This is a genomic window from Pseudooceanicola profundi (assembly GCF_050897955.1).
Classification (GTDB): Bacteria; Pseudomonadota; Alphaproteobacteria; order Rhodobacterales; family Rhodobacteraceae; genus Pseudooceanicola.
Genome location: NZ_JBPAXZ010000002.1, coordinates 13,592 through 34,489, shown reverse-complemented (window position 1 = coordinate 34,489; position 20,898 = coordinate 13,592). Strand labels below are relative to the sequence as shown.

The 20,898-nt window shown below is 64.4% G+C and carries 21 protein-coding genes; 15 read left to right on the top strand and 6 right to left on the bottom strand.

What is annotated here, in order from left to right:
* Position 1: 1 nt before the first annotated feature.
* Both larB and ACRARG_RS17115 read left to right on the top strand, forming a co-directional pair.
* Positions 2 to 685 (top strand): nickel pincer cofactor biosynthesis protein LarB, encoded by a 684-nt coding sequence (gene larB / locus ACRARG_RS17120; protein ID WP_432691424.1) that lies wholly within the window; start codon positions 2 to 4, stop codon positions 683 to 685.
* Positions 682 to 1,596 carry an NAD(P)-dependent oxidoreductase gene (locus ACRARG_RS17115; protein WP_432691423.1) on the top strand — a complete coding sequence of 305 codons (915 nt, stop codon included), beginning with the start codon at positions 682 to 684 and terminating at the stop codon, positions 1,594 to 1,596. Before larB ends, ACRARG_RS17115 begins: the two co-directional genes overlap by 4 nt.
* Positions 1,597 to 1,640: 44 nt before the next feature.
* Here the strand turns inward: ACRARG_RS17115 and ACRARG_RS17110 are convergent, their stop codons facing one another.
* The 3 genes from ACRARG_RS17110 to ACRARG_RS17100 are packed head-to-tail and all read right to left on the bottom strand — an operon-like array spanning position 1,641 to position 5,073.
* Positions 1,641 to 2,597, bottom strand: a complete 957-nt coding sequence (locus ACRARG_RS17110; RefSeq protein ID WP_432691422.1) for a 2-hydroxyacid dehydrogenase — start codon at positions 2,595 to 2,597, stop codon at positions 1,641 to 1,643.
* Positions 2,597 to 3,499 (bottom strand): 5-dehydro-4-deoxyglucarate dehydratase, encoded by a 903-nt coding sequence (locus ACRARG_RS17105; protein WP_432691571.1) that lies wholly within the window; start codon positions 3,497 to 3,499, stop codon positions 2,597 to 2,599. Before ACRARG_RS17105 ends, ACRARG_RS17110 begins: the two co-directional genes overlap by 1 nt.
* A gap of 47 nt (positions 3,500 to 3,546) precedes the next feature.
* Positions 3,547 to 5,073 (bottom strand): aldehyde dehydrogenase (NADP(+)), encoded by a 1,527-nt coding sequence (locus ACRARG_RS17100; RefSeq protein ID WP_432691421.1) that lies wholly within the window; start codon positions 5,071 to 5,073, stop codon positions 3,547 to 3,549.
* Between the two features lie 199 nt (positions 5,074 to 5,272).
* Here ACRARG_RS17100 and ACRARG_RS17095 point away from each other — a divergent pair, with 199 nt between their 5' ends.
* The 5 genes from ACRARG_RS17095 (at position 5,273) to ACRARG_RS17075 (ending at position 10,281) form a co-directional block, all read left to right on the top strand.
* Positions 5,273 to 5,986, top strand: a complete 714-nt coding sequence (locus ACRARG_RS17095) for a GntR family transcriptional regulator (protein WP_432691420.1) — start codon at positions 5,273 to 5,275, stop codon at positions 5,984 to 5,986.
* Between the two features lie 77 nt (positions 5,987 to 6,063).
* Positions 6,064 to 6,960 (top strand): dihydrodipicolinate synthase family protein, encoded by an 897-nt coding sequence (locus ACRARG_RS17090; protein WP_432691419.1) that lies wholly within the window; start codon positions 6,064 to 6,066, stop codon positions 6,958 to 6,960.
* A gap of 285 nt (positions 6,961 to 7,245) precedes the next feature.
* Positions 7,246 to 8,223, top strand: a complete 978-nt coding sequence (locus ACRARG_RS17085) for a Bug family tripartite tricarboxylate transporter substrate binding protein (RefSeq protein WP_432691418.1) — start codon at positions 7,246 to 7,248, stop codon at positions 8,221 to 8,223.
* A gap of 58 nt (positions 8,224 to 8,281) precedes the next feature.
* Complete coding sequence (locus ACRARG_RS17080) at positions 8,282 to 8,755, top strand: tripartite tricarboxylate transporter TctB family protein (RefSeq protein WP_432691417.1); 474 nt, start codon at positions 8,282 to 8,284, stop codon at positions 8,753 to 8,755.
* Complete coding sequence (locus tag ACRARG_RS17075; RefSeq protein WP_432691416.1) at positions 8,755 to 10,281, top strand: tripartite tricarboxylate transporter permease; 1,527 nt, start codon at positions 8,755 to 8,757, stop codon at positions 10,279 to 10,281. Before ACRARG_RS17080 ends, ACRARG_RS17075 begins: the two co-directional genes overlap by 1 nt.
* A gap of 48 nt (positions 10,282 to 10,329) precedes the next feature.
* Here the strand turns inward: ACRARG_RS17075 and ACRARG_RS17070 are convergent, their stop codons facing one another.
* Together ACRARG_RS17070 and ACRARG_RS17065 are read right to left on the bottom strand one after the other, a co-directional pair.
* Positions 10,330 to 11,985, bottom strand: a complete 1,656-nt coding sequence (locus ACRARG_RS17070; RefSeq protein WP_432691415.1) for a thiamine pyrophosphate-binding protein — start codon at positions 11,983 to 11,985, stop codon at positions 10,330 to 10,332.
* 20 nt (positions 11,986 to 12,005) lie between these two features.
* Positions 12,006 to 12,749 carry a FadR/GntR family transcriptional regulator gene (locus ACRARG_RS17065; protein WP_432691414.1) on the bottom strand — a complete coding sequence of 248 codons (744 nt, stop codon included), beginning with the start codon at positions 12,747 to 12,749 and terminating at the stop codon, positions 12,006 to 12,008.
* Between the two features lie 91 nt (positions 12,750 to 12,840).
* On the opposite strand from ACRARG_RS17065, the gene ACRARG_RS17060 reads away from it, so the two are divergent.
* The 5 genes from ACRARG_RS17060 to ACRARG_RS17040 all read left to right on the top strand — a co-directional run bounded on the left by ACRARG_RS17060 (position 12,841) and on the right by ACRARG_RS17040 (position 16,954).
* A complete protein-coding gene (locus ACRARG_RS17060) occupies positions 12,841 to 13,770 on the top strand; it encodes an NAD(P)-dependent oxidoreductase (protein WP_480382096.1) in 930 nt (309 codons plus the stop codon).
* A 56-nt stretch (positions 13,771 to 13,826) separates the two neighbouring features.
* Positions 13,827 to 14,798 (top strand): TRAP transporter substrate-binding protein, encoded by a 972-nt coding sequence (locus tag ACRARG_RS17055; protein WP_432691412.1) that lies wholly within the window; start codon positions 13,827 to 13,829, stop codon positions 14,796 to 14,798.
* A 61-nt stretch (positions 14,799 to 14,859) separates the two neighbouring features.
* Positions 14,860 to 16,146: a TRAP transporter large permease gene (locus ACRARG_RS17050; RefSeq protein WP_432691411.1), complete on the top strand. Its 1,287-nt coding sequence runs from the start codon at positions 14,860 to 14,862 to the stop codon at positions 16,144 to 16,146.
* Positions 16,116 to 16,628, top strand: coding sequence for a TRAP transporter small permease (locus tag ACRARG_RS17045; protein WP_432691410.1), 513 nt, complete (start codon positions 16,116 to 16,118; stop codon positions 16,626 to 16,628). The genes ACRARG_RS17050 and ACRARG_RS17045 overlap by 31 nt, the downstream gene beginning before the upstream one ends.
* Positions 16,628 to 16,954, top strand: a complete 327-nt coding sequence (locus ACRARG_RS17040; RefSeq protein WP_432691409.1) for an NIPSNAP family protein — start codon at positions 16,628 to 16,630, stop codon at positions 16,952 to 16,954. The genes ACRARG_RS17045 and ACRARG_RS17040 overlap by 1 nt, the downstream gene beginning before the upstream one ends.
* Before the next feature lie 170 nt (positions 16,955 to 17,124).
* On the opposite strand, the gene ACRARG_RS17035 is transcribed toward ACRARG_RS17040, so the two are convergent.
* Complete coding sequence (locus ACRARG_RS17035; RefSeq protein ID WP_432691408.1) at positions 17,125 to 18,021, bottom strand: LysR substrate-binding domain-containing protein; 897 nt, start codon at positions 18,019 to 18,021, stop codon at positions 17,125 to 17,127.
* A 102-nt stretch (positions 18,022 to 18,123) separates the two neighbouring features.
* Here ACRARG_RS17035 and ACRARG_RS17030 point away from each other — a divergent pair, with 102 nt between their 5' ends.
* The 3 genes from ACRARG_RS17030 to ACRARG_RS17020 are packed head-to-tail and all read left to right on the top strand — an operon-like array spanning position 18,124 to position 20,896.
* Positions 18,124 to 19,140 (top strand): amidohydrolase family protein, encoded by a 1,017-nt coding sequence (locus ACRARG_RS17030; RefSeq protein WP_432691407.1) that lies wholly within the window; start codon positions 18,124 to 18,126, stop codon positions 19,138 to 19,140.
* Positions 19,140 to 19,622 carry a TRAP transporter small permease gene (locus ACRARG_RS17025; RefSeq protein ID WP_432691406.1) on the top strand — a complete coding sequence of 161 codons (483 nt, stop codon included), beginning with the start codon at positions 19,140 to 19,142 and terminating at the stop codon, positions 19,620 to 19,622. Before ACRARG_RS17030 ends, ACRARG_RS17025 begins: the two co-directional genes overlap by 1 nt.
* On the top strand, positions 19,619 to 20,896 hold the full coding sequence (locus ACRARG_RS17020; protein WP_432691405.1) for a TRAP transporter large permease: 1,278 nt from the start codon (positions 19,619 to 19,621) through the stop codon (positions 20,894 to 20,896). The genes ACRARG_RS17025 and ACRARG_RS17020 overlap by 4 nt, the downstream gene beginning before the upstream one ends.
* Positions 20,897 to 20,898: the final 2 nt, after the last annotated feature.

Sequence of the window (20,898 nt, the reverse complement as noted above, 5' to 3'; positions counted from 1 at the left end):
GATGGACTGGCAGAGGGCCGAGCGGATCGGCCTTCCGGAAGCCATTCACGCCGAAGCGAAATCCGCCGAGCAGATAGATGCCGTGCTGACAGAGGCGCGCCGTCTCCGGGTGGCGCTGCTGATTACGCGGCTTGGCCCGGAGAAATTCGCGCAGCTGGAGGAGGCACACCGCCAGCTTCTGGATTTCGACCCCGTGTCGCGTACGGCAATCCTGCCGGGTCTCGCGGCGCCGGCGCATAGTGCGCTGAGCGTTGGCATTGTGACGGGCGGCCTGGCAGACATGCCAACTGCGCTGGAGGCCGCGCGGACACTGGCCTTTAGCGGGGTCTCGCATTCGGTCATCCCGGATGTCGGCGTGGCCGGGCTCTGGCGGCTGACGGACCGGCTGTCCGAGATCCGTCGGTTTGATGTGATCATAGCTGTGGCAGGAATGGAGGGGGCGTTGTTCTCCGTTCTGGGGGGGCTGGTCTCGGCCCCGATTATTGCTGTGCCCGCGCCGGTCGGCGACGGCGTGGCCGCCGGCGGGATCACCGCTTTGCATTCCGCGCTGGCCAGCTGTTCCAGCGGGCTCGTCGCGGTGAATATCGGCAATGGTTTCGGCGCAGCCCATGCCGCGATGCGGATGGGGCGGCTGCAGAGCGCGCCCGCAGCACCAGCCACCCCTCTGTCGGAGCCGCGATCATGACCCGGCCGGTGGTTCTGCTGAACACGGTCCTGCCCGAACAGGCGCAGCAGCTGGCCGAAACGGCGTTTGAGATCCGTCGCACCACGCAGGCGACCGGCGACGCGATTGCCGACGGCGACCTGACAACGGCCCGCGCCATGATCACCGCGCCCAGCACAGGCGCGCCGTCGTCACTGATCGCCGCCATGCCGGCGCTGGAGCTGATTGCCGTAACCGGGGCAGGGCTTGACCTCGTCGATACCGATCTGGCCCGGCGCCGAGGGATCGAGATTTACCCGACCGGCGGCTGGCTGGCCGAAGATGTCGCGGATACGGCGCTGATGTTGATGATGGCGACGGTCCGGACCCTGTTGAAGGGCGATCAGCTGGTCCGCAGCGGGGGCTGGGCCTCTGCCCGGCTGCCATTGACCCGGTCCGCTCATTCGCGGCGGGTGGGGCTTGTCGGGTTCGGCAGCATTGGTCAGGCTCTGGCGCGGCGGCTCGCCGCCATGAACTGCGACATCCGCTATTTCTCCCGCCGCCCGGTGCCTGAGCGGACGGAACGTCACGAGCCCGACCTCCGCGCGCTTGCGGACTGGGCCGAGGTTCTGGTTCTGGCGCTGCCGGGCGGGGCGGCCACCGAAGGCTTGATAGATGCCAGTATTCTGGCCGCGCTTGGACCGCAGGGGGTCCTGATCAATGTCGCCCGGGGCAGCGTTGTTCGGGAAGAGGATCTGATCGTCGCGCTACAGACCGGCGGGATTGCCGGGGCGGGGCTCGATGTTTTCGAAAACGAACCGCAGCCCGACCCCCGGTTCCGCGATCTGACCAATACGGTCTACATGCCGCATTGCGGCTCTGCCTCTGTCGAAGCCCGCGAAGCGGCTGCGGGAGAGGCGGTCAGGCGCGTGATGCAATCGCTGACGGCCTGACGTCAGCCAGACTCGGGCCCTTCTGGGCCACCCCAATGGCGGCGTCAGCCCAGAACGATACACTCCGGATCGATCGGCGCGCCGGTCGCATGTTTGCGGATATTGCCGGCCCAGTGCCGGACCATCCGGTCGAAATTGTCCAGCGTCCGGCCCGCAACATGCGGCAGGGTCACGGTGGCGGGATGGGACAGCAGCGGACCGGGACGGGTCACCGGCTCTCCCTCGAAGACATCAAGACCGGCGCCTGCCAGATGGCCACGCTCCAGCGCGGTCAGCAGCGCGGTCTCATCGACCAGCCCGCCGCGCGACGTATTGATAAGGATCGACCCCTGCGGCAACTGCGCGATGGCATCGGTATTCATCAGATGGCGCGTCTGGTCCGTCAGCGGAAGGTGCAGGCTGACGATGTCGGAATTGGCCAGCAGCTCGTCCAGCGGCAGGTATTGGAGATCGAGCGCCGCATCCGGCCCGGAGGCCCTGGTATAGGCGATGGGGCAGCCGAAACCGCGCAGCCGTATGACAACTTCCTGCGCGATGGCCCCCATGCCGATCAGGCCGACCCGGCAGGCGCTCAGATCACGGGCCTGACGCCACAGATCGGGCATATCCCATTGTCCGGCACGAAAGGCGTTATGGACCTGCGGCAGCTGGCGCAGCGTGGCCAGCATCAGCGCCAGCGTCGCCTCTGCCACCGTTGGCGCATTCATCCCGGGGCTGCGCGCCACCTGGATGCCCCGCGCGCGGGCGGCGTCCAGCGGAATGCCATCGGTGCCAGTGCCCCACTGGTGGATGAGTTTGAGCGCCCGCGCGGCCTCAAGCGCTTCGGGAGGGAAGCGGAGGCCGCGCGTCACGACATATTCGGCCCCGTCGACGGCGCGGATGAAATCGTCAACCGCGCTGCCTTCGACGAACCGCAGATCGAACCCGTGACAGAGGGTTTCGATCCGCGCCCGCATCTCCGCGCTGGCAGGTTCCAGCACGGCGACGGGACCGATTGCCATCAGGACCGCCCGTCGATGAGCTTGCGCATCATCTCGACTTCTTCCTCGGTCAGATCGGTCAGCGGCGCGCGCACCGGGCCGGTTTCAAACCCGCGCAGTGCCACGCCCGCCTTGATCGCGGAGACGGCATAGCCGCTCATCCGGTCCCGGATCTTGGCGAAAGGATAGTAGAAGTCGGACAGCAGCTTTTCGCAGGTCGCGTCGTCTCCGGCGGTGAACGCCTTGTGGAAGGTCAGCGCGGTTTCGGGCACGAAGTTGAACACGGCCGAGGAATAGGTCGGCATGCCAGCGCCGCGATAGGCCTGTGCAAACAGCTCATGCGTCGGCATCCCGCCGATATAGGACAGCCGGTCACCCAGGGTGATCGTCACACGGCGCACGGTGTCGATATCGCCGGTGCCGTCCTTGAAGCCGATCAGGTTCGGACATTCATCGGCCAGCTGCATCAGCGTCTCGGCCGAGACACGGGACTGACCGCGGTTATAGACGATCACGCCCATATTGGTCGATTTGCAGACCTCCCGGATCCGGTTGGCCACGCCTTCCTGCGGGCCTTCGGTCAGGTAGTGGGGCAGCAGCAGAATGCCGTCGCCGCCGGCCGCCTCGATCTCCTGCGCGAGGTCACAGGCCATGCGCACGCCGTAGCCGCAGCCGGCGATCACCGGCGCGTCACCCGCGACGGAACGGGCGGTTTTCACCACATCCACGATTTCACCGGGGGTGAGCGAGAACATCTCGCCCGTACCGCCCGCGACGATCAGACCGGCGACAGGGTAACCGGCCAGCCATTCCAGGTGAGAGGCAAACGGCTTCGGCGCGAAGCGGTCCTCTGCATCGAAGGGCGTGACCGGGAAGGACAACAGGCCCGTGCGAATGATCTCGCGCAGATCATTGGGTGCGATCATGTGAATTTACTCCTCGTTCGTATTTCTTGGGGCCTTGCGGGCCATCAGCTCCAGTCGACGGGCATCAGCTCCGCCGGGATGTTCTGGTAACAGACCGGACGCAGGAAGCGCCGGATCGACAACGTCCCGACAGAGGTCGCGCCGAAATTGGTCGAGGCGGGGTAGGGGCCGCCATGCACCATCGTGTCGGAAACCTCGACGCCGGTGGGGAAGCCATTGGCCAGCAGACGCCCGGCCTTCCGTTCGACGATCGGCATCAGTTTCTGCGCCAGCGCCTTGTCGCCCGCATCCATGTGCAGGGTGACGGTCAGCTGGCCTTCAAAGCTCTGCGCGACCTTCAGCATTTCCGCCTCATCCGCCACGGTGACGATCAGGCCAAGGGGGCCGAAGACTTCTTCGGTCAGGGCATGATTGCCCAGCCAGTCGCTGCCTTTGACGATGTAAAGATAGGGCGTCGCGTTGCGCAGATCGCAGGTGGTGGTCAGCACCTCGCGGACACCGGCCCCGGCGCCGATCCGGGCGGCACCGCTGCGGTATGCGTCGGCGATGCCGTCGGTCAGCATGACCTGCGCGCCAACGCCGGCCAGCGCGTCCTTTGCGGTGTCGGCCAGCAGCCCGGCATGCTTTTCCAGCACGACGGAGATGCCGGGGTTGGTGCAGAACTGGCCCGCACCCATGGTCAGCGACCCGGCCCAGCCTTTGGCAATCTCGGCACCGCGTGCCTCCATCGCTTCGGGCAGCAGGAACATCGGGTTGACGGAGCCCAGCTCGCCGAAGAAGGGGATCGGTTCGGGGCGCTGAGCACAGAGGTCAAACAGGGCACGACCACCGCCGAGAGAGCCGGTAAAGCCCACGGCCTTGATCAGCGGATGCTGGACGAGGGTCTGGCCCACCTCCCGCGTGCCGCCTTGCACGAGGGAGAAGACACCCTTCGGCATGCCGGTCTTTTCGATGGCGGCCTGCACCGCCTCTGCGACGATCTCGCCGGTGCCGGGATGCGCGCTGTGGCCCTTGACGACAACGGGGCAGCCTGCGGCCAGCGCGGCAGCGGTATCGCCACCGGCGGTCGAGAAGGCCAGCGGGAAGTTCGACGCGCCAAAGACGGCCACAGGGCCAATCGGGCGCTGGATCATCTTGAGGTCGGGCCGGGGCAGGGGCTGACGGTCAGGCAGGGCATCGTCATGGCGCCGGTCGAGATAGGCGCCCTTGAGGATATGGTCCGCGAAAAGGCGAAGCTGGCCGGTGGTCCGCCCGCGTTCGCCCTGAAGCCGCGCTTCGGGCAGGCCGGTTTCGGCGGACCCGATGGCGGTGATCGCCTCGGCCCGCGCTTCCATCTCGTCGGCGATGGCGTTGAGGAAACGGGCGCGGGTTTCGGCATCGGTGTAGCCGTAGGTCCAGAACGCCTCTTCCGCCGCCTGAACGGCCGCGTCGACCAGGGCCGGTGTCCCATGGGCAAAGGGATAGGCCTCTCCGCTGGCGGGCGAGGACATGAAGGTCGAGTCGCCGCCGACCCATTCACCTGCAATCAGATGCTTGCCCCTGGGCATGAAATTTCCGGTCGTGCCGTCCATGTCTTTGATCCTCCGATAAATTCTGCGAAGCAGATGCGCCGCATTCGGTCCGATTTTCAGGCCATCGGCCCGGTGCCGGACCGCATGAACCATGACTCCACTTGAAATGCACTAATATTTTAGTTTATCACGATGGTCAACCAGCCGAATTATGGGATTATCTGTGCAAGGACTGCCCGGAAACACGTCAGGAAAACCCATGACAAGCGCCACGCACGCCGCATTGGATCTGATGCGCTACGAAAGCCCGCTGCCCCGCACGACGGCGTCGTCGCGAATCTATGACGATCTGCGTCAGCGGATCCTGTCGCTGGAACTGCCGCCGGGCACCAACCTGCTTCGGGCAGAGCTGGCGCGGGAATATGATGTCAGCCAGACGCCCCTGCGCGATGCCCTGCAACGGCTGGAACAGGACGGGCTGATCAAGACCTATCCGCAATCCCGCACCCTGGTCACCCGGATCGACATGCCGATGATCAACGAGGCCTTGTTCCTGCGTCGCGCGCTTGAGACAGAGGTGGTTGTCGGCCTGTCGCAGAACGCACCGCCTGAGACGATTGCCCGGGCCCGCACCGTGATCGAGATGCAGGTGGAGGTCGCCAAGGACCGCAGCCAGCTGCGCCGGTTTCAGGAGCTGGACGAATATTTCCATTTCCTGCTGTTCGAGGGGCTGAGACGCGAAAATCTGCACAGCCTTTTGCGCTCCCGCTCCGGGGATCTGGACAGGGTGCGGCGGCTGCAGGTCCATTCCGACGAAAAGCTGCGCGTGATCCTCAAGGGACATGCCGATGTGATCGATGCGATCGAGGCCGGCAAGGTTCAGCGCGCCATAGAAGAGATCCGCCACCACACCTATAAGCCCGCCGACTGGGCGGATGAGTATCGCGACAAGTTTCCCGATTACTTCGCCTGACGCGGCGAAGATCCGGTTCTGACGACGCCCTTAACGACACAGAGCGCGACCCGCCACGGGCCGCGGAGAGGAGAGATATGCTTAAAGATACCAAAGGTTTGCACGTTGTCGCCCAGACCCCCTTCCTGCCCGATGGCGCGGTGGATCTGGAGAGCGTCGCGACGCTTTCGGCATTTTACTACCGCCACGGTGCGCAGGGGCTGACCGTCCTGGGTGTGAGCGGCGAGGCGCAGAAGCTGACGCTGGACGAGTCTGTCTCGGTCGCCTCTGCCTATGTCGCTGCGGCGTCGGGCAAACGCATCATCGTGGGGGTGTCCTCCTCCAACCTGGCCTCTCTGGTGGAGCTTACTCAACTGGTCATGGGGGAAGGAGCCGATGCGGTCATGATCTGCCCGCCGGGCGGCATCAAGACGGACGAGGATCTGATGCGCTATTTCGATGCCGTTTTCGAACGGATCGGCGATACGCCCGTAGTGTTGCAGGATTTCCCGGCCAATTCCGGCGTCGTCATGTCGGTGCCCGCGATGGCGCGTCTGATCGCGGATTTCCCCCAGATCGCCGTCGTGAAGGAAGAGGATTTCCCCAGCCCGACCAAGATCACCCGCATGCGCAAGGAACTGCCGGAAGGGACGCGCATCCTGACCGGCAACAACGGCCAGTATCTGGTGCAGGAGATGGAGCGCGGCGCCGACGGCCCGATGGCCGGTTTCTCCTATCCGGAGATGCTGTCCGGTGTTTATGACCTCATGGTCGCCGGTCAGAGGGCAGAGGCGCATGACCTCTTTAACCGTTTCCTGCCGCTTCTGAAGCATGAGGCGCAGGGGCAGTGGGGCATCGCGATCCGCAAAGAAATGATGCGGCGGCGCGGGGCGCTTGCGCATAACGTGTTGCGCGGACCGGGGCCGGTTCTGAGCGAAACGGACCTTGCAGAGCTCGATTTCCTTGTCAGCCGTATGGATTTGTCGACCGGGTGAAATCCGGCGCAGGCGGGATGGGTGCTTTGGTGCGCCAAAAATAATATCTCAATATCAATGTGTTAATTCACGATAGAGCGGCATTCCGGAAATAACTTGCCAGCGCGAAAACGATTCATATAGTAATGTATTAGTTAACCAATCGTCGTTCCGATGCCGGAAGAGGACCGGCTTCCCCGATCAAGGGGATCGTTGGAGCTGCTGACACGGTTCGGGCCGTTCACCGGCTGAATGTGTGAATAACCTGGCCCAAGGGCCAAAACGGTAAAATGTGGAGGAGAACACATGAAAAGACGTCAATTCCTGGCCGCCGTCGCGCTGGCCACCACGGCTCTTGCCCCTGTTGCGGCGCTGGCCGACTATCCCGAACGTGACATCCGCGTCGTTGTGCCCTGGGGCGCAGGCGGCGGTACCGACGGTATCGTGCGCAAGATCACGACCATTGCCGAACAGTCCCTCGATGGCGCGTCCATGTATGTGGAAAACATCGAAGGCGGCGTGAGCGCCACCGGCGTCGGGCAGGTGATGAGCGCCAAGCCCGATGGCTACACCATCGGCGCACTGACCTATGACAGCGTCGTGACCGTTCCGTGGCAGGGCATGCTGCCCAGCTACAAGATGGACAAGCTGAAGCTGATCGCCCGCCTGACCAGCGAAGCCGATGCCATGATTGTCGACGCGACCTCCGACTACCAGTCGATGTCCGACCTGATCGCGGCGGCCAAGGCCGATCCGGGCAAGGTGCGGGTCGCTGTGCAGAACCTCGGCGGCCGGGTTCACCTGACCCTGCTCCAGCTTGAGGCAGAGACCGGGGCGAAGTTCAAGATCGTCTCCTACCCCGGCGGCGCGGCCCCTCAGAAAGAGGCGCTGCTGTCGGATGAGGTGGACGTGGTCCTGACCAGCCTCGGCGATTTCGCCAGCCTGCTGGAAGACGGCACCGCAAAGGGGATCATGGAATTCTCCGACGCGCGCAACCCGACCTACGATGTGCCCACGGCGCCCGAGGAAGGGATCAGCGTTCTGAACGGCAGTTTCATCGTGATCGCGGCCCCCGCGAATACGCCCGATGATGTCGTTGCCAAGATCGAAGGCGCCTACAAGGCCGCCTATGACAGCGAGGAGTTCCAGAGCTGGATTTCCAAGATCGGCGTGACGCCGAACTGGATGGGGTCTGACGAGGTGACCGGCTGGGCCGACGAAACCGCACAGGGCCTCTTCGAGGAGATGGACGGGCTGGTCGAAAGCGGCATCCTGTCCAAGTAAGCCCTCAAACGACTGTGGCACCGGGGTCCGCCCCGGTGCCCGTATCTCCGGAGGACCGATGAACGACCCGAAGACCCTGTTCAGGATCGGCCTGCTTCTGCCGCTGTTCCTGATGGCGGCGACAACCGTCTACCTTGCGGCGGCCTTTGACATCCGCACCCAGTTCACCGGCGATGGCGAGATGAGCCCGCGCTCCATCCCGATCCTTGCCGCCGGGCTGATGTATATCGCGCTCGGCGTGGTTATCTGGGGAGAGGTCCGGACCCCCACCGATGACGGGCCGTTGAAGGATATGCTGCGCCCGCTGCTCGTCGTTCTGGCGACCGCCGGGTATATCGCGCTCTTCCGGCCGCTGGGCTATGTCGTCTCGACACTGCTCTTCGTTGCGGCGCTGTTCCTGATCTTCCAGTTCTGCACCCGACGGCCTGTGGCCTTCGTGCTTTATGCCATCGGCGTGACAGCGGTGTTCTACGGGCTCTTCGCCGTGATCTTCGGCGTGCGCCTGCCCAGCCTGACGGGCGGTCTTATCTGATGGACGTTTTCCTCAATATCTTCGGCGGGTTCTCGGCGCTGGCCGACTGGACCGTCATTGCCTTCATGATCGCGGGCTTCCTGATCGGGACCTTCTTCGGGGCGATGCCCGGTCTGACCTCCGTCCTCGCCATCGCGCTGCTGCTGCCGATCACCTACACGATCGATGTGGTGCCCGCGCTGGTGATGAGCGCGTCGATCTTCATGGCCGGGATGTATTCCGGCTCCATCACCGCGACGACCATCAATATCCCCGGCGCGCCGTCTTCCATGATGACGGCGATCGAGGGCAATCAGCTGATGAAAAAGGGCTTTGGCGCCAATGCGCTTGGCCATGCCGCGCTTGGTTCGATGATCGGGGGCAGCATCGGGGCGGTGCTGCTCATGGTCTTCATGCCCGCGGCGGCAGAGCTGTCGCTGCTGATCCGGACGCCCGGCAAATTCTCTCTCGTGCTTTTCGCCCTGATCGTCATCATCCTTGTCGACAAGGAGAATATGGCCAAGGGCATCGTCTCAACCCTGCTGGGGATCATGATCGCCACAGTTGGTATCGACGTGCTGCAGCCGATCCCGCGGTTCAACTTCGGCACCGAAACGCTGGTCGAGGGCATCGATATCATGCCGCTCGTCATTGGCGCCTTTGCGGTGAGCGAGGTACTGATGCAGGCGCAGACCTGGCGGGAGTCGCTGAAAGGTACGCTCGACGCGGCCAGGAAGGTCGAGATCCGGCGGCGCGATTTCATCCCGCCCATGTCCGAGATTCGGGAGATCGGGTTCTGGGCCTATCTGCGCAGCGCCTTCATCGGCTATGGCATCGGCATCCTACCCGGCGCGGGCGGGTCGATGGCGGCCTTTGTCTCCTACGCCGTGGCGCGCAGCGGGTCGAAGAACTCCAAGGAATACGGTCACGGATCCCGCGAAGGGATCGCCACGGCGGAATCGGCCAATAACTCCATGTGCGGCGGGGCCTTCGTGCCCATGCTGATGTTCGGTATTCCGGGCGACCCGACCACGGCCATCGTGCTGGGCGTGCTGGTGATCAACGGCCTTCAGCCCGGTCCGCGCCTGCTGGAAACACAGGCGGATCTGCTGGCGCCCATGCTCGGCTCGCTCTTCATCTCCGCGCTGATCCTGATCCCGCTGACGCTCTATCTGCTTGGGCCCTATTTCGTGCGGATCGTGTCGATCCCCAAGGGTCTGCTCTATGCGGCAATTGCCGTGGTGGCGCTGGTCGGGGCCTATGTGGCGACCTATTCGGTCTTCCAGATGACGCTGGCGCTGATCTTCGGCGTGCTGGCCTATATCATGCGGCGGCAGAATTATTCGACCGTGTCGCTGCTGCTGGGCTTCATCCTTGGCCCGGATCTGGAGGAGTACCTGCGCCGGACGCTATCACTGAACGATGGCAATCCGTCCATCTTCGTGACCAGCCCGGACAGCCTCTTCTTCCTCGTTCTGACAGCGATCTTTGCCTATGCGATCCTGTTCCGGGGACGTGGCAAAGCAAAGCAGCCTGTTGAAGAGTAACGGGCCCGGCCGGGCAGGGGTTTGACCCGCCCGGCCAGGCCCTTTGGGTCAATCCTCAAGCAGCATCTTGGGTGACAGGGCCTTGGGGTCCATCACCAGATGCAGGATCGCCGGTTTGCCGCCGGCGCGGGCCGCCGCAAAGGCCGGGCCGAATTCCGCATCCGTTGTCACCGTGGCGCCGAACCCGCCATGCGCCTTCGCCAGTGCCGCGAAATCGGGGTTGCTGAGCCCGGTGCCGGAAGGCCGGCCGGGATAATTGCGCTGCTGATGCATACGGATCGTGCCGTACATGCCATTGTCACTTACCAGCACGATGACATTCGCCCCTTCCGCGCAGGCGGTGCCGAATTCCTGGCTGACCATCTGGAAACAGCCGTCACCGGCAAGACAGATCACATCGGTCGCCGGCTGCTCCAGCTTGGCGGCGATGGCGGCAGGCAGGCCATAGCCCATGGAGCCGGAGGTCGGCGCCAGTTGCGACCGCCAGGCCCGGTAGCGGTAGTAGCGGTGCAGCCAGGCGGAGTAGTTGCCGGCGCCATTGGTCAGGATCGCGTCATCTGCCAGCACTTCGTTCAGATGGGTGATGACGTTTTCCATCTTCAGCGGGCCGGGGGTTTCCTGCGGGGTCTGCCAGCTGTCGTAGATCGCGCGGGCGGCTTTCAGGCGCGGGGTTTCGCCCGCGGTGATGCCCTTGGCGGCGGCCAGTTTGGCCAATTGAACCACGGCGGCCCCGGGGCTGGCGCAGATCGCCAGTTCCGGGCGGTAGACGCGGCCCAGCTCATCCGGGTCCGGATGGATATGCAGCAGGGTCTGCGCGGGCACCGGCGGGGTGAGGAGCGTATAGCCGGAGGTCGTCATCTCACCCAGCCGGGCGCCCAGTGAGAACACCAGATCGGCATCCCTGACCTGTTGCGCCAGCGCCGGGTTCACCCCGATGCCGACATCACCCGCATAGGCCGGGTGCCGGTTGTCGAGGAAATCCTGACAGCGGAAGGAGGCGCCCACGGGCATGTCGAGCGCGGTCGCCAGCTCTCCGAGCGCGGTTGCGGCCTCTGCCGACCAGCCGCTGCCGCCGACGATGCAGAAAGGCCGTTCGGCTGCCGCGATCCGGTCGAGCAGGGCCGACAGGTCATCCTCCGACGCCTTGCCGGAGGCCAGCACGGCGGGCGGGGCAGGGGTGCCTTCGGCGAGGGAGGAGAGCATGTCCTCCGGCAGGGCTAGCACCACGGGGCCGGGGCGGCCATTCTGGGCGACATGGAACGCGTGGCTGATGTATTCGGGAATGCGATCCGCCCGGTCGATCCGCGCCACCCATTTGGCGAGCGGTCCGAACATCATCTCGAAATTCACCTCCTGAAAAGCCTCCCGGTCCTTCTGGTCGGAGGCGACATCGCCAAGGAAGAGCACCATCGGCGTCGAATCCTGGAACGCCACATGCACCCCGGCGGAGGCATTGGTGGCCCCCGGCCCGCGGGTGACGAAGGCCACGCCGGGGGCGCCGGTCAGCTTTCCATGCGCCTCTGCCATCATGGCGGCGCCGCCTTCGTGTCGGGCGGTGACGATGCGGATATCGCTGTCGCGCAGCCCGTCTAGCGCGGCGAGGAAGCTTTCGCCGGGCACGGAATAGACGCGCTTCACCCCCTGGGCCGCAAGGCAGTCGACAAGGAGCGCGCCGGCGTGACGCGTGTTCTGGGAATCTTTCATGATGGCTCCTGAAGGGAGGGTCAGACGAAATCGGCGCGCTCGGCGAGCCGTTCGGCAGCGCGTTCAAAACGGCTGCGGGTGGCAATGCGGGCGGCCTCGGCATCCTGCCGCTGCAGCCCGTCGATGACGGCGGCATGTTCGGCGACGATGGCCTGCCCGAATTCGGAGGTGGCCGCGTTCTTGAGGAAGGCGGAGCGGAGATTGTCCTGGATATTCGTTTCGATCATTCCGACGACCTCCACGTAATAGCCGTTGCCGGAGGCTTCGGTGATGCGACGGTAGAGCAGCAGTTCCAGGTCCACACGTCGTTCCAGCGCCTTTTCCGGCCCTTCGGCATCGGCGGCGCGCATCTCTTCGAAAATGCGCGTGATTTCAGCCATTTCGGCGTCGGACCGTTCGGTGGCGGCGAGGGCAGAGGCCCCGGCCTGAACGCCGGTCCGCAGCTGCAGCAGCTGCACGATCTGTTTGCGTTTCTCGAAACAGGCGGGGCTGATCCGGAAGGAGGTGCGGCGGGAGACGTCGGAGACAAAGGCGCCGACCCCCCGGCGGGATTCGATGATGCCGTCATAGCGCAGGAGCGAGATCGCCTCCCGCACGACGGTGCGGGCGACGCCGAATCGTTCGGACAGTTCCGCCTCTGTCGGCAGGCGGTCGCCGGTGCCCAGACGGCCCTCTTCGATCGCGGAGGTGATGGAATTCGCCACCTCGTCAGGAAGGCGTTTGGGCCGGTCGATCCGGCCGAACATCTCTGCGGACTGGGGCATCTGAACTCCTTCCTCGGTGGGATGACGGGATTTTGCCGCGCTGCAGCTGGAAAGACAATATCATTTTTCCTGTTGTCAGACAACTGACGATATGGTTTGCATGAGGGCAACGAGGGAGGATGCCATGAAAATCGCATTCGTCGGTCTGGGCGGCATGGGCCGTGGCGTGACCAAGAACATGGTGCTCAAGGGGCTGGACGTAACCGCCTATGACATCGATACCGCGCGGCTGGACGATGCCGTCGCTCTGGGTGCCAAACGCGGCACCGGCCCGGCGGAGATGGCGGCAGAGGCGGATATCCTGTCGATCTGCGTGACCACGGCGGAGGTGGAGCAGGCGATCCTGCTGGGCCCCGACGGCGCGCTGGCGCGGATGAAGCCGGGGTCTGTGGTGATCGATCATACGACGGTTTCTGTCGCGCATGTTGAGAAGATGCGCGATGCCTGCGCGGCCGCAGGTATTCTTTATGCCGAGGCGCCGATGACCCGGACGCCGATGCATGCCGACCGCGGCGAGGTCAATGTCCTCTTCGGGGGGGAGGCCGATCTGCTGGAGAGGCTGCGCCCGGTTTTCGCGACCTATGCGGAGAACATCTTTCACGTCGGCCCCGCCGGCCACGCGACCAAGCTGAAGCTGATCCACAACTATATCGCGTTTTCCAACGTTGCGGCCTTTTGCGAGGGCTTTGCGCTCGCCGCGCATGAGGGGCTGGATATGACCAAGGTGATTGGCATCATCTCCGCCGCCGGGGGAAAGTCGGGGATGATGGACCTCTACGGAGAGGCGACGCTGAACCGCGATTTTACCCCCTATATGACCCTGTCCAACGCCCAGAAGGACGTCCGCTATTATGCCGAATGGCTGGAGGAGGCGGGGCTGCCTGCCTTCCTCGCCCGGTCGGTGCATCAGAGCTATGCCATGGCCTCCATCAAGGGGCACGGGGGCGAGGGCTGCACCGCCATCATCAAACCATACGAGGAGCTTTCGGGCACCATCGCGAGACTGCCCGCCAAAGGGTAGCACCACTGGCCGGGCCGGGAGAGCCCGCCGTTTCACCATCCATGGGAGGACTACACATGATCAGACAGACCCTGCTGGCGGGCGTTGCCCTGACAGCCTTTGCCGGGGCCGCGTTCGCGCAGGACGTGACCCTGAAATTCGCCCATTACGCGGCAGAGAGCCATCCCGGCCACGCCGCCGCCGTCCAGTTCGCCGAAAAGGTCGCCGAACGCACCAATGGCGCCATCAAGGTGGAGATCTATCCGGCGAATGAGCTCGGCTCTCCGCCGGAGCAGCTGGAACAGACCGTGCTGGGCGCGATCGACATGAACGTGCCGACCCATGGCGGGCTGGATAAATACGAGAAGGCCTTTGGCACGGTGATGACGCCCTTCGCCTTCGGCTCCTATGATGAAGCGCATAAGGTGCTGGACGGTCCGTTTTCCGACTGGGCCGGGCCGAAACTTCGCGATCAGGGGCTGCAGCTGCTCTGCCACTGGGAATACGGGTTTCGCAATATCACCAACTCCAAACAGGCGATCAATGCGCCGGAGGATGTGGCGGGGCTGAAGCTGCGCACGCCGCCGGAGCTGCAGATCGTCGCCGCACTTGAGGGGCTGGGCGCCTCGACCACGCAGATCGCCTTTCCGGAGCTTCCGAACGCGCTGAACCAGGGCGTGGTGGACGGTCAGGAGAACCCGATCGGCGTGATCTACCACTACAATCTGAACGATTTTCAGAAGTATCTGGCGCTCACCCGGCACGTCTATAACTCCATGGTCCATGTCATCAACCGCGACACCTATGACAGCCTGACCACGGAACAGCAGACCATCCTGATGGAGGAAAGCTGCGCCGCCGGCAACATGATGCGCGAGGCCGTGCAGAAGCAGGAGGCCGAGGAGATCGAGGAGCTGAAGGCGCGTGGCATGGAGGTGACCGAACCGGACCTCGCCCCCTTTGCCGCGATGATGGGCGATGCCCGCGCGCGGGTGGCCGAATATTCCGGGCAGGAGAACATGGACAAGTTCCTGAGCTTCCTCGACTGACCCAACGACCCTGATGGGCTGCCGGTCCCGGTGACCGGCAGTCCGAAGATCGGATCCCGACATGACGACCTTTCTCATCCTGGGCGCGCTGCTGCTGCTGATCGTGCTGGGCCTGCCGGTGGCGGTGGCGCTTGGCCTGACGGCGGTGGGGTTTTACGTGCTGACCGGCGATTTCCGCATCCTTGCCATGCTGCCGCAGCGGATGTTCTCGGCCACGACGGGGTTCACCCTGCTGGCGATCCCCTTCTTCATCCTCGCGGGCAATCTGATGAACACCGGCGGGATCACCCGGCGGATCTTTGATTTCGCCGATGCCTGCGTCGGTCATATCCGGGGCGGGCTGGGGCAGGTGAACGTTCTGGCCTCTCTCTTCTTCTCCGGCATGTCGGGGGCGGCGGTGGCCGATGCGGCGGGCCTCGGCCAGATCGAGCTGAAGGCGATGAAGGACAAGGGTTATGACCCGGATTTCTCCGCCGCGATTACGGCGGCGTCCTCCACCATCGGGCCGGTCTTTCCACCCTCCATTCCCTTTGTCCTCTATTCCTCCATCACCGGCGTGTCGGTGGCCAAGCTGTTCCTCGCCGGGGTCGTGCCGGGCGTGCTGATGGCGCTGGCGCTGATGGTGGCGGTCTGGATGATGGCCTGGCTGCACCAGATGCCGCGCCGCGACTATATCGACTGGGCGGGTATCTGGCGCGGGTTCCTCGACTCGGCGCTCAGCCTCGTGACGCCTCTGATCATCATCGGCGGCATTTTCGGCGGGTTCTTTACGCCCACGGAGGCCGGCGTGATTGCCACGGCCTATGCGCTGGTCCTGTCGATGCTGGTCTACCGGGAGATCACACTCCGCGACTTGCCGCGCATCCTGTGGGAGTCGCTGACCCATACGATCCGGGTGATGTTCGTCATCGCCGCCGCCGGGTTCTTTGGCTGGCTGCTGGTGCACCAGCGGGTGCCCAATGAGATGGTCAAGCTGCTGCTTGGCGCCTCTGACCAGCCGTGGATCATCATGACGATCATCGTCCTCATCCTGCTGGTGCTGGGCATGTTCCTGGAGGGCATCGCGGTGATCGTGCTGACCGTGCCGCTGTTCCTGCCGGTGGTGACGCAGATCGGCGTGGATCCGATCCAGTTTGGCGTGATCATGATCATGTGTTCCATGGTCGGGCTGCTGACGCCGCCGGTGGGCATGGTGCTGTTTGCCGTGTCGGCCGTGGCGGGGCTGCCGGTCGGGCGGCTGTCCAAGGCGCTGATGCCCTATCTGCTGGGCCTGTTCCTCGTGCTGATCGCGGTCTGTATCTTCCCGGCGGTGTCAACATGGCTGCCCAACCTCGTGCTGGGGGACTGACCATGCTGGACCGTGTGACCGGATACATCCTGCGCGGCGTGGCCATCGCCTGTCTCGTCGCGCTTTTCCTGTTGATCTTTGTCAATGTGGGGGCGCGGACCTTTCAGCTGGCCAGCTTTCCGTGGTTCGATGAGGTCATTCAGGGGCTTTTTGCCTGGATGGTGTTCATCGGCAGTGCCGCGCTCTGGCGGGAACAGGACCATTTCCGGGTTGGATGGCTGGCCGATGTGCTGCCGGACCGGCCGGGCCGTGTGCTCGCCATTGTCGTGGTGCTGCTGGAGGCGGCCTTCCTCATTGCCATGACCCGCTATGGCTGGGACCTGACGGTCCGGTCGCGGGCGCTGACCCCGATCCTCAACCTGCCCACCGGGCTTCTTTACGCGTCTATCCCGGCTGCCGGGGCGATCATGCTGATCTACACGGCGCGTGACTTTTACCGTGCCGCAATCGGGCGCGACCCCATCGAAAGGATGCCATTCTGATGCTCTACGACCACCGCACCTATACCTGCCGTCCGGGCACCATCGTCAAGCATATGAAGCTGTACGAGGACCACGGCTGGGCGACGCAGTCGAAACATCTGGGCCAGCCCGCGGTCTATGCGCGGGTCGAGACGGGGGATGTGAATTCCTACATCCATATCTGGGTCTATGAAGATGCCGCCGACCGCGCACGGAAACGCGCGGCTCTCGCCGCCGATCCGGCCTGGGCCGACTATCTGAAGAAAAGCGCTGAGGCCGGGTATCTGATCAGCCAGGTCAACACGCTGCTGACCCCGGCGGCATTTTTTAAACAAGGCGGTGCCTGACATCGGCTGTATCCCGCCGGGGAGGCGCGACACTTCTACCTTGCACAGGTAGGAGCTTCTGATTTTGTGCGCATGCCTGGGCTTGGGCGCCTGTACGCCCTGGCCCGGATTGGACTTCGGGTAATCCGTGTTATGTTGCGTCAGAATCTGTCTGCGACGTCTTCTGGTGATTACACCCCTGCGCTGTTGCGACCTTTCGCTTCTTCAACGATCCAGGCCTTGAAGGCCTGCACCTTGGGGATATCGCTGTAAACGGGCGGGTGAACCATCGTATGTGACCCCAGAACGGTGTCGCCAAACTCCTCCGGGAAGATGCGGACGAGACGGCCAAGGTTGAGGTCCCGCTCGGCAAATGTCGTGCTTTCAAGCGCGATGCCCAGCCCATCCCGCGCCGCCTGCAGGGCCAGGTATCCCCGGTCAAAGCGCAGCCCCCTGTGCGCGACGACCGGCAGCTTGCGCTGGCGGAACCAGTCGTCCCAGAGGATCGGCGCGCGTTCGGACACGATGAGCGCTGCACCGGCGAGGCGATCTTCAAGAGGACGCTCCAGCCTGTCCGCCACATAGTTCGGCGCGGCCATGGGGGCCAGACGGTCTTCGATGATCGGCGTCACGACCAGCCCCGCCCAGTCGCTGTTGCCGTAGCGGATTTCCACATCGGTGTCGCTGCGGAAGAAATCGACCGGCTCTGGCGAGGCATGGATCCGCAGATCGATATCGGGATGGCGGGACATGAAGCCCGGCAGACGCGGCAGCAGCCAGGACGGGGCAAAGCTGGGCGGGCAATGGACGGTAAGCACATCGCTGGCCATATCGCCGGCCAGCCGGTCGGTCGAGCGTTCGATCCGGTCAAACGCGCTGCCGATCGTGCCGATATAGTCCTTTCCCGCGTCGGTCAGAAAGATGCGCCGGTTGGTCCGGTGGAACAGCCGGGCATTCAGGCGCTCTTCCAACGACCTGAGCCGGTGACTGACGGCAGAAGGGGTCAGCGACAATTCCTCCGACGCCCGCTGCACCGATCCCAGGCGCGCGACGGCTTCAAAGGCTTCCAGACCGCGGAGCGGAGGCATACGTCGTCTCATGTGAATCCATTTCATCTGACCATGCAAAACTTGTCATTTGCCACCGATGATTTCAACTGAAAGGATCGGTTCACCAAGGTGGGAGGACACATGGCCCTGGGATCGGACACCCGCGCGCAACTTGCGGCGCTGAGCGGTTATCTGCACGAAGAAGGTGCGGCGCTGGCCATCGACGGGGACGTTCACCCGACCCCGAAGGATCTCCTGCCCCCTAACATACGCGAACGTATGGATGGCGATCATGGCTATTACCATGGCCGCCCTCTGCTTGCCGAAGACCTTATTGCGACGCTGGATCTGGCCAGGGTCGACATGGCCCTTTGCTGGCAGAACCCGGCGGTACTGAGCTACGGGACCGATCAGGTGGAAAACGCAGAACGCCTGACTGCCGCGAACAGGGCCATCGCCGATCTGGCGCGCTCCCATCCGCAGCGGGTCATCCCCGCGGGCTGGACGGATCCAAAAGCGCTCGGGCTGGACGAGGCCAAGCGGCTGGCACGCCGCTGTGTGGAGGAATTCGGCATGCCGGTGGTCAAGATGAACCCGGCACAGAACGAATATCCGATCGACGATCCCATGGTGTTCGAGGTCGTGGACCTGATCGTGTCGCTTGGCGCCGTGCCCGCCTTTCATTTCGGGTCTGACGGCCCGTTCACACCGCCCGAGGGGCTGGCGCGGGTGGCCGCCCGCCATCCTGACCACCCGGTGATCGGGGTCCATATGGGCGGCGGCGGCGGTCATTTCGTCGAGGCGGAAGAAACCTATCAGAAGGCCCGCCGGCTCGGGCTGGAGCAGACCAACATTTTCTACGTCCTTTCCGCAATCCGGGATCCGCATATCGAAAGTGCGCTGATCGGGTATTCTGCGGCCGGAGGCGCTGCGGCGCGCAATATCGGTGCGGGAAGCGATGCGCCCTACGGCAATATGATGTGGAACTTCGGCGGCTTCCGGACCCTGCTGACGGCGCTACGGTCCGGGCAGTATCCCGACCCCCGTCTCGGCCCGGACGGCGCGCCGTTTGACGATGCGCAGGTCAATGCGATCATGGGCGGCAACCTGGCCGCGCTGGTTGCCGCGGCCTGTGACAGGGTGCTGGAGCGCGGGTAATGCAGGTCAGGGACGTCAGCCACTGGATCAACCGGGGCACAGAGCCGGTCGTGGCCCTGCTGGCCGCGTTCTTTACCGGGCTGCTCTTCGTATCGGTCTTTTCGCGATACGTCTTCGACATCTCGATCGTGCAGAGCGTGGAGCTGACGCGCATCGCCTTTGTCTGGTCCGTGTTTCTGGCCGCGTCTGCGGTTGTCGGGCGGGATGCGCATATCCGGATCACCTTCTTCTCCGACCTCCTGCCCAGCCGAGCGGCACCGATCCTCGCCCGGCTGATCCACCTGATGACGCTGGCCTTTGGTCTGGCCATGGTCTGGCAGGGCTGGCTGCTGGTCTCCAAAATGGCGACGACCACCCTGCCCGCGCTCGGCATCTCGCAGGTCTGGCTCTATGGCGGGCTGCCGGTCAGCGGTGTCCTGATCTGCCTGCATGCGCTCTGCCGCGTGATCGACCCGCTTGCCCCGGCGGAGGCAAAAGCATGATCGCGGCGGTTCTTGTCATCTTCGCGGGACTCACGCTGCTGAGCGTGCCGATTGCCTTTGCGACCGGCATTGCGGTGGCGCTTGCCCTGTCGGTCTTCAGCCCCTTTCCGGTCACGGTGATGTTCCAGAAGATGGTCACGGGCATCGACAATTACACGCTCGTTGCGATCCCGCTCTTCGTGCTGACCGGCAATCTGATGAATGCCGGCGGGATCACCGACCGCATCTTCGCCTTTGTCCGGGCCTGTCTGGGCCATCGGCGCGGCGGGCTGGCCCATGCCAATGTCGGGGCGTCGCTGCTCTTCGCGGGCATGTCGGGCAGCGCTGTGGCCGATGCGGCGGGCATGGGCGCGGTTGAGATCAAGGCGATGCGCGATCAGGGCTACAAGACCGATTTCGCGGCCGCCGTCACCGCCGCCTCCTCCGTCGTGGGGCCAATCATCCCGCCCTCGATTCCCTTCGTGATCTACGGGGCGCTGTCAGAGGTCTCCATCGGTCAGCTCTTTGTGGCGGGGATCGTACCGGGGATGCTGGTGGCGCTGTCGCTCTCGGGCATGATCGCCTGGCAGGGCCGCGACGGCCGCTTCCCGTCCGAACCGCGCGTGGCCTGGGGGCCGCGCCTGACGGCCTTTGCCCGCGCGGGCCTCTCGCTGGCGACGCCCGCCATCATCCTTGCCGGCATGATCGGAGGCATCTTCACCGCGACGGAGGCCGGGGCCGTTGCCGCCGCATGGGCGCTGTTCCTCAGCCTCGTGATCTACCGGACCATCCGTCTGCGCGACCTGCCGCGGGTGCTGACCGAAACCATGCTGACGACGGCGATCGTGACATTCATCATCTCCAACGTCTCCGCCTTCCAGTGGATCCTCGCGATCTCCCATGCAGGTGACCGCTTTGTCGCGGGGATCACGCAGCTGACGGAAAACCCGGTGGCCATCCTGCTGATCATCAACCTCTGTCTTCTGGTCATGGGCGCGCTGATGGAGGCCGGAGCAGTGCTGATCATCATGACCCCGATCCTGCTGCCGCTGGCGCTTTCCGTCGGGGTCGACCCGGTGCATTTCGGCGTGATCATGGTGCTGAACCTGATGATCGGCGTCGCCACACCGCCGGTCGGGATGAGCCTGTTTGTCACGGCTCATGTCGCCGGAATATCGCTGGAACGCATGATGCGGGCGATCCTGCCCTTCCTGGTTCCGCTCTTCATTGCACTTGTGCTTGTCACCTACTGGCCCGCGCTGGTGCTTTTTCTGCCGCAGCTCATGTTCCGCTGACG

Excerpts from the sequence above, each read along its gene's own strand:
- larB (WP_432691424.1), top strand. The coding sequence starts at position 2 with ATGGACTGGCAGAGGGCCGAGCGGATCGGCCTTCCGGAAGCCATTCAC.
- ACRARG_RS17115 (WP_432691423.1), top strand. The coding sequence starts at position 682 with ATGACCCGGCCGGTGGTTCTGCTGAACACGGTCCTGCCCGAACAGGCG.
- ACRARG_RS17110 (WP_432691422.1), bottom strand. The coding sequence starts at position 2,597 with ATGGCAATCGGTCCCGTCGCCGTGCTGGAACCTGCCAGCGCGGAGATG.
- ACRARG_RS17100 (WP_432691421.1), bottom strand. The coding sequence starts at position 5,073 with ATGGACGGCACGACCGGAAATTTCATGCCCAGGGGCAAGCATCTGATT.
- ACRARG_RS17095 (WP_432691420.1), top strand. The coding sequence starts at position 5,273 with ATGACAAGCGCCACGCACGCCGCATTGGATCTGATGCGCTACGAAAGC.
- ACRARG_RS17090 (WP_432691419.1), top strand. The coding sequence starts at position 6,064 with ATGCTTAAAGATACCAAAGGTTTGCACGTTGTCGCCCAGACCCCCTTC.
- ACRARG_RS17085 (WP_432691418.1), top strand. The coding sequence starts at position 7,246 with ATGAAAAGACGTCAATTCCTGGCCGCCGTCGCGCTGGCCACCACGGCT.
- ACRARG_RS17080 (WP_432691417.1), top strand. The coding sequence starts at position 8,282 with ATGAACGACCCGAAGACCCTGTTCAGGATCGGCCTGCTTCTGCCGCTG.
- ACRARG_RS17075 (WP_432691416.1), top strand. The coding sequence starts at position 8,755 with ATGGACGTTTTCCTCAATATCTTCGGCGGGTTCTCGGCGCTGGCCGAC.
- ACRARG_RS17070 (WP_432691415.1), bottom strand. The coding sequence starts at position 11,985 with ATGAAAGATTCCCAGAACACGCGTCACGCCGGCGCGCTCCTTGTCGAC.
- ACRARG_RS17065 (WP_432691414.1), bottom strand. The coding sequence starts at position 12,749 with ATGCCCCAGTCCGCAGAGATGTTCGGCCGGATCGACCGGCCCAAACGC.
- ACRARG_RS17060 (WP_480382096.1), top strand. The coding sequence starts at position 12,841 with ATGGTTTGCATGAGGGCAACGAGGGAGGATGCCATGAAAATCGCATTC.
- ACRARG_RS17055 (WP_432691412.1), top strand. The coding sequence starts at position 13,827 with ATGATCAGACAGACCCTGCTGGCGGGCGTTGCCCTGACAGCCTTTGCC.
- ACRARG_RS17050 (WP_432691411.1), top strand. The coding sequence starts at position 14,860 with ATGACGACCTTTCTCATCCTGGGCGCGCTGCTGCTGCTGATCGTGCTG.
- ACRARG_RS17045 (WP_432691410.1), top strand. The coding sequence starts at position 16,116 with ATGGCTGCCCAACCTCGTGCTGGGGGACTGACCATGCTGGACCGTGTG.
- ACRARG_RS17040 (WP_432691409.1), top strand. The coding sequence starts at position 16,628 with ATGCTCTACGACCACCGCACCTATACCTGCCGTCCGGGCACCATCGTC.
- ACRARG_RS17035 (WP_432691408.1), bottom strand. The coding sequence starts at position 18,021 with ATGCCTCCGCTCCGCGGTCTGGAAGCCTTTGAAGCCGTCGCGCGCCTG.
- ACRARG_RS17030 (WP_432691407.1), top strand. The coding sequence starts at position 18,124 with ATGGCCCTGGGATCGGACACCCGCGCGCAACTTGCGGCGCTGAGCGGT.
- ACRARG_RS17025 (WP_432691406.1), top strand. The coding sequence starts at position 19,140 with ATGCAGGTCAGGGACGTCAGCCACTGGATCAACCGGGGCACAGAGCCG.
- ACRARG_RS17020 (WP_432691405.1), top strand. The coding sequence starts at position 19,619 with ATGATCGCGGCGGTTCTTGTCATCTTCGCGGGACTCACGCTGCTGAGC.